The sequence below is a fragment of the Streptomyces sp. NPDC007162 genome (assembly GCF_040634175.1).
Lineage (GTDB): Bacteria > Actinomycetota > Actinomycetes > Streptomycetales > Streptomycetaceae > Streptomyces.
Window position 1 is genome coordinate 1 of the sequence record NZ_JBEYFC010000508.1, and the last position, 6,341, is coordinate 6,341.

The window sequence follows — 6,341 nt, forward strand, 5'->3', positions numbered from 1 at the left end:
ACGGAACGCCGGAAGGCCCGCAGCCGCTCGCTGCGGGCCTTCCGGCGTTCTTGTGCCCACGGGGGCGGGTGGTGCGGTTCGTCGGCGGCTGACGGCCGTCTGGGGCTCGTCGCGCAGTGACAAAGCCGCCGGGTCGACCGGAACTGTCGAGTTCCGGCCACCCCGGCGGCACGTTTCTGCTCAGGTGTGGTGCGGGTCAGGCGTCCTCGTGGGTGGCCACCGCGCGACGGGCGTCCGCGTCGAGGACTCCCCAGCTGATCAGCTGCTCGGTGAGGACCGAGGGCGACTGGTCGTAGATGACGGCCAGTGTGCGCAGGTCGTCCTGGCGGATCGACAGCACCTTGCCGTTGTAGTCACCGCGCTGGGACTGGATCGTCGCCGCGTAACGCTGCAGCGGGCCCGCCTTCTCGGCCGGCACGGTGGCCAGCCGCTCCAGGTCGAGGACCAGCTTCGGCGGCGGCTCGGCGGCACCGCCGGGAGTGGTGCCGGGCAGCAGCTCCTGCACCGGAACCCCGTAGAAATCCGCCAACTCGGCAAGGCGCTGCACGGTCACGGCACGGTCGCCGCGCTCGTACGAGCCGACCACGACGGCCTTCCAGCGACCCTGGGACTTCTCCTCGACACCGTGGAGGGAAAGGCCCTGCTGGGTGCGGATGGCCCGGAGCTTGGCCCCGAGCTGTTTGGCGTATTCGCTGGACATATGGCTCCCCGGACACTGTGTCGACGCGGCCGGCTTGGTTCCCGCCGCGCGGCTGGTAACTCACTGTGAGGTTACGCAGCGTTACTCTCCTGCGTCAAGCCGAATGGTCCGCACCGACTCTTCCGTGCGAGCCGTGACCGATTACGCCAAGGGGGTGATCGGAGGGCTCTGGGCCACCTGCTACGGTGGATGGCGCAAATCCGACGTCCTTTAAGGTCCGTCCCGTGAGGCGGAGAAGGAGGTCCGTTTCGTATGGACAAGCAGGTAAAGCCCGATCTTCAGGCATCCGATGCCCGGCCCGTTCTCGAGGGGCCCGACATCGCGCGGGTGCTGACACGCATCGCCCACGAGATCGTCGAGCGCGCCAGGGGCGCCGACGACGTGGTGCTCCTCGGCATCCCGACCCGCGGCGTCTTCCTCGCCCGGCGGCTCGCCGCCAAGCTGGAGCAGGTCACCGACCGCAAGATCCCCGTCGGCTCGCTCGACATCACCATGTACCGCGACGACCTGCGCATGCACCCGCCGCGCGCGCTGGCCCGCACCGAGATCCCCGGTGACGGCATCGACGGCAGGCTGGTCGTCCTCGTCGACGACGTGCTCTTCTCGGGCCGCACCATCCGCGCCGCCCTCGACGCCCTGAACGACATCGGGCGCCCGCGCGCGGTCCAGCTCGCGGTCCTCGTCGACCGCGGCCACCGCGAACTGCCCATCCGCGCCGACTACGTCGGCAAGAACCTCCCCACGTCGTTGCGGGAGACGGTCAAGGTCCTGCTCGCCGAGGAGGACGGTCGCGACACCGTGCTGCTCGGCGCGAAGCCGGCCCAGTAGCGGACCGAGGGGGTCGCGCCGGTCCGGCGCGCCCAGGTCCGCCCGCAATCTCCCGATATGTGAACTGCCCTACGGAGCCTGACAGATGCAGCGTCATCTCATCTCGGCCGCCGACCTCACCCGTGACGACGCCGTCCTGATCCTCGACACCGCCGAGGAGATGGCCCGGGTCGCCGACCGGCCGATCAAGAAACTGCCGACCCTGCGCGGCCGCACCGTCGTCAACCTCTTCTTCGAGGACTCGACCCGCACCCGGATCTCCTTCGAGGCCGCCGAGAAGCGCCTCTCCGCCGACGTCATCAACTTCACCGCCAAGGGGTCGAGCGTCTCCAAGGGCGAGTCCCTGAAGGACACCGCCCAGACCCTGGAGGCCATGGGCGTCGACGCCGTCGTCATCCGGCACGGCGCCTCGGGCGCCCCCTACCGCCTCGCCAACTCCGGCTGGATCGACGCCGCCGTCATCAACGCGGGCGACGGCACCCACCAGCACCCCACCCAGGCCCTCCTGGACGCCTTCACCATGCGCCGCCGGCTCGTCGGCCGGGACGCCGGGCTCGGGCAGGACCTGGCCGGCAAGCGCATCACGCTCGTCGGCGACGTGCTGCACAGCCGGGTGGCCCGCTCCAACGTCGACCTGCTGCACACACTGGGCGCCGAGGTCACCCTGGTCGCCCCGCCCACCCTGGTGCCGGTCGGCGTGGAACGCTGGCCCTGCGAGGTGTCGTACGACCTCGACGTCGTCCTTCCCAAGTCCGACGCGGTGATGATGCTGCGCGTGCAGCGCGAGCGCATGAACGCCGCGTTCTTCCCGACCGAGCGGGAGTACTCGCGGCGCTACGGCCTCGACGGCGACCGGATGGCGAGGATGCCCGAGCACGCCATCGTGATGCACCCCGGCCCGATGGTCCGCGGCATGGAGATCACCGCCGAGGTCGCCGACTCCGAGCGCTGCACCGTGGTCGAGCAGGTCGCAAACGGAGTCTCCATCCGGATGGCCGTCCTGTACCTCCTGCTCGGCGGCAACGAACCCGCCGTCAGCCATGCCCGCACCATCGAGGAGAAGTAGGACCCATGAGCAAGATCCTGATCCGTGGTGCGAAGGTGCTCGGCGGTGAGCCGCAGGACGTCCTGATCGACGGCGAGGTCATCGAGGCGGTCGGCGCCGGGCTGTCCGCCGAGGGCGCCGAGGTCGTCGAGGCGGCGGGCAAGGTGCTGCTGCCGGGCCTGGTCGACCTGCACACGCATCTGCGCGAGCCGGGACGCGAGGACTCCGAGACGGTCCTCACCGGCACCCGCGCGGCCGCGAGCGGCGGCTACACGGCCGTCTTCGCCATGGCCAACACCTTCCCGGTCGCCGACACCGCAGGCGTGGTCGAACAGGTCTACCGGCTCGGCCGGGAGCACGGCTACTGCGACGTCCAGCCCATCGGCGCCGTCACCGTCGGCCTGGAGGGCAGGAAGCTCGCCGAACTGGGCGCCATGCACGAGTCGGCCGCCGGGGTCACCGTCTTCTCCGACGACGGCAAGTGCGTCGACGACGCCGTGATCATGCGCCGCGCCCTGGAGTACGTGAAGGCCTTCGGCGGGGTCGTCGCCCAGCACGCGCAGGAGCCCCGGCTGACCGAGGGCGCCCAGATGAACGAGGGCGTCGTCTCGGCGGAGCTGGGCCTGGGCGGCTGGCCCGCCGTCGCCGAGGAGTCGGTCATCGCGCGCGACGTGCTGCTCGCCGAGCACGTCGGCTCCCGCGTCCACATCTGCCACCTGTCGACCGCGGGGTCCGTCGAGATCGTCCGCTGGGCCAAGTCCCGGGGCATCGACGTCACCGCCGAGGTCACCCCGCACCACCTGCTCCTCACCGACGAACTGGTGCGGTCGTACAACCCGGTCTACAAGGTCAACCCGCCGCTGCGCACCGAGCGCGACGTGCTGGCGCTGCGCGAGGCCCTCGCCGACGGCACGATCGACATCGTCGCCACCGACCACGCCCCGCACCCGCACGAGGACAAGGACTGCGAGTGGGCCGCGGCCGCCATGGGGATGGTGGGCCTGGAGACCGCGCTGTCGGTGGTCCAGGAGACCATGGTGGACACGGGTCTGCTGACCTGGGCGGGCGTCGCCGACCGGATGTCCGTCAAGCCCGCGCGCATCGGGCAGGCCGCCGGCCACGGCCGTCCCGTCTCGGCTGGTGAGCCCGCCAACCTCACCCTCGTCGACACGGAATACCGTGGCCTGGTGGACCCCGCGGGCTTTGCCTCGCGCAGCCGCAACACCCCGTACGAGGGACGCGAGCTGCCGGGCCGTGTCACCCACACGTGGCTGCGGGGCAAGGCGACGCTCGTGGACGGGAAGCTCACGTGACACCTCTCATCCTGCTGGCGGACGACAAGAAGTCGGCCGCGGTCACCGACTGGGCCGCGCGCATCGGCTGGCTGGTCGGCCTGGCGCTCTTCGTCGCGCTCGTCTACTGGCTGATGCGCGAGGGCTGGAAGTGGCGCGGCACCCTCCAGGGCGACCTGCCCGCGCTGCCCAGCGCGCCGGACGACCCCGGTGCCGTGAGACTGACCATGAGCGGCCGCTACCACGGCTCCACCACCGCCGGGCAGTGGCTGGACCGCATCGTGGCCCAAGGCCTCGGCTCCCGCAGCCGGGCCGAGCTCACCCTGACCGACGCGGGCCTGGACGTCGTACGCCCCGGGGCGAGCGACTTCTTCATCCCCGCCGACGCGCTCCGCGAGGCCCTGCTGGGCAAGGGCATCGCGGGCAAGGTCCTCACCGAGGGCGGACTCCTCGTGGTGACCTGGGCGCACGGCGACAAGCTGATCGACTCCGGTTTCCGCTCCGACCACGCGGCCGAGCACACCGAGTGGGTCGACGCCATCAACTCCATGATCAAAACCAACAGCACGGAAGGCGCCGAACGATGACGACCTCCACAAGGGGAACCGGCAAGGCTCCCGCCGTACTCGTCCTGGAGGACGGCCGGATCTTCCGCGGCCGCGCCTACGGGGCCGTGGGGGAGACATTCGGCGAGGCCGTGTTCTCCACCGGCATGACCGGCTACCAGGAGACCCTCACCGACCCCTCCTACGACCGCCAGATCGTGGTCGCCACCGCCCCCCAGATCGGCAACACGGGGTGGAACGACGAGGACGACGAGTCCAGCCGTATCTGGGTCTCCGGCTACGTCGTGCGCGACCCCGCGCGCGTGCCCTCCAACTGGCGCTCCAGGCGCTCCCTGGACGACGAACTGGTCGCCCAGGGCGTGGTCGGCATCTCCGGCATCGACACCCGCGCCCTCACCCGCCACCTGCGCGAGCGCGGCTCCATGCGGTCCGGCATCTTCTCCGGCGAGGCGATCGCCCACGACGCCGAGCTGGTCGAGCGCGTGCAGGCCCAGCCGCACATGAAGGGCGCCAGCCTCTACGAGGAGGTCGCCACCAAGGAGGCGTACGTCGTCCCGGCCGTCGGGCAGAAGCGATTCACCGTCGCCGCCATCGACCTCGGCATCAAGGGCATGACCCCGCAGCGGATGGCCGAGCGCGGCATAGAGGTGCACGTGCTGCCGGCGACGGCCACGGTGGAGGACGTCTACGCCGTCTCCCCGGACGGGGTGTTCTTCTCCAACGGCCCCGGCGACCCCGCCACGGCCGACGGCCCGGTGGCCCTGATGACCGCCGTCCTGGAGCGGAAGACCCCGCTCTTCGGCATCTGCTTCGGCAACCAGATCCTCGGCCGCGCGCTCGGCTTCGGCACCTACAAGCTGAAGTACGGCCACCGGGGCATCAACCAGCCGGTCCAGGACCGTACGACCGGCAAGGTGGAGGTCACCGCGCACAACCACGGGTTCGCCGTGGACGCGCCGCTCGACAAGGTCAGCGAGACCAGGTTCGGCCGCGCCGAGGTCTCGCACGTCTGCCTGAACGACGACGTCGTGGAAGGCCTGCAGCTGCTCGACCAGCCGGCCTTCTCCGTGCAGTACCACCCCGAAGCGGCGGCGGGCCCGCACGACGCCGCCTACCTGTTCGACCGCTTCACGTCTTTGATGAGCACAGTTTCGATGGAGGGCCAGCGTGCCTAAGCGCACCGATATCCAGTCCGTCCTGGTCATCGGCTCCGGCCCGATCGTCATCGGCCAGGCCGCGGAGTTCGACTACTCCGGTACCCAGGCCTGCCGTGTGCTGCGTGCCGAGGGCCTGCGGGTCGTCCTGGTCAACTCCAACCCGGCGACGATCATGACCGACCCGGAGATCGCCGACGCGACCTATGTCGAGCCGATCACCCCCGAGTTCGTCGAGAAGATCATCGCGAAGGAGCGTCCCGACGCGCTGCTGCCCACCCTGGGCGGCCAGACGGCCCTGAACACCGCGATCTCGCTCGACGAGAACGGTGTCCTGGCCAAGTACGGTGTCGAGCTGATCGGCGCCAACGTCGAGGCCATCAACAAGGGCGAGGACCGCGACCTGTTCAAGGAGGTCGTGGAGGAGGTCCGCAAGAAGATCGGGCACGGGGAGTCGGCCCGCTCGGTGATCTGCCACACCATGGACGAGGTCATCGCGGGCGTCGAGGAACTCGGCGGCGCCTACCCGGTCGTCGTCCGCCCGTCCTTCACCATGGGCGGGGCGGGTTCCGGTTTCGCGCACGACGAGGAGGAGCTGCGCCGGATCGCGGGTCAGGGCCTGACGCTGTCGCCGACCACCGAGGTGCTCCTGGAGGAGTCCATCCTCGGTTGGAAGGAGTACGAGCTGGAGCTGATGCGCGACAAGCACGACAACGTGGTGGTCGTCTGCTCCATCGAGAACTTCGATCCGATGGG

General features: G+C 70.3%; 6 protein-coding genes and 1 pseudogene. 6 read left to right on the forward strand and 1 reads right to left on the reverse strand.

Annotated features, from left to right (window positions below; translation table 11 throughout):
• Positions 1-196: 196 nt before the first annotated feature.
• Positions 197-700, reverse strand: coding sequence for a transcriptional regulator BldD (gene bldD / locus ABZ646_RS37555; protein ID WP_020938842.1), 504 nt, complete (start codon positions 698-700; stop codon positions 197-199).
• Between the two features lie 252 nt (positions 701-952).
• Here bldD and pyrR point away from each other — a divergent pair, with 252 nt between their 5' ends.
• The 6 genes and pseudogenes from pyrR to carB all read left to right on the forward strand — a co-directional run.
• The gene (gene pyrR / locus ABZ646_RS37560) at positions 953-1,528 is read left to right on the forward strand and encodes a bifunctional pyr operon transcriptional regulator/uracil phosphoribosyltransferase PyrR (protein ID WP_360529463.1); all 576 of its coding nucleotides are present in this window, start codon (positions 953-955) and stop codon (positions 1,526-1,528) included.
• An 85-nt stretch (positions 1,529-1,613) separates the two neighbouring features.
• Complete coding sequence (locus tag ABZ646_RS37565; protein WP_360529466.1) at positions 1,614-2,594, forward strand: aspartate carbamoyltransferase catalytic subunit; 981 nt, start codon at positions 1,614-1,616, stop codon at positions 2,592-2,594.
• A 5-nt stretch (positions 2,595-2,599) separates the two neighbouring features.
• On the forward strand, positions 2,600-3,886 hold the full coding sequence (locus tag ABZ646_RS37570) for a dihydroorotase (RefSeq protein ID WP_360529469.1): 1,287 nt from the start codon (positions 2,600-2,602) through the stop codon (positions 3,884-3,886).
• Positions 3,883-4,452, forward strand: a complete 570-nt coding sequence (locus ABZ646_RS37575; protein WP_360529472.1) for a hypothetical protein — start codon at positions 3,883-3,885, stop codon at positions 4,450-4,452. The genes ABZ646_RS37570 and ABZ646_RS37575 overlap by 4 nt, the downstream gene beginning before the upstream one ends.
• Positions 4,449-5,606 carry a glutamine-hydrolyzing carbamoyl-phosphate synthase small subunit gene (gene carA / locus ABZ646_RS37580; protein ID WP_360529475.1) on the forward strand — a complete coding sequence of 386 codons (1,158 nt, stop codon included), beginning with the start codon at positions 4,449-4,451 and terminating at the stop codon, positions 5,604-5,606. Before ABZ646_RS37575 ends, carA begins: the two co-directional genes overlap by 4 nt.
• Positions 5,599-6,341 (forward strand): annotated as a pseudogene (gene carB, locus ABZ646_RS37585) (carbamoyl phosphate synthase large subunit); the annotation flags it as partial. The gene carA and the pseudogene carB, both read left to right, overlap by 8 nt.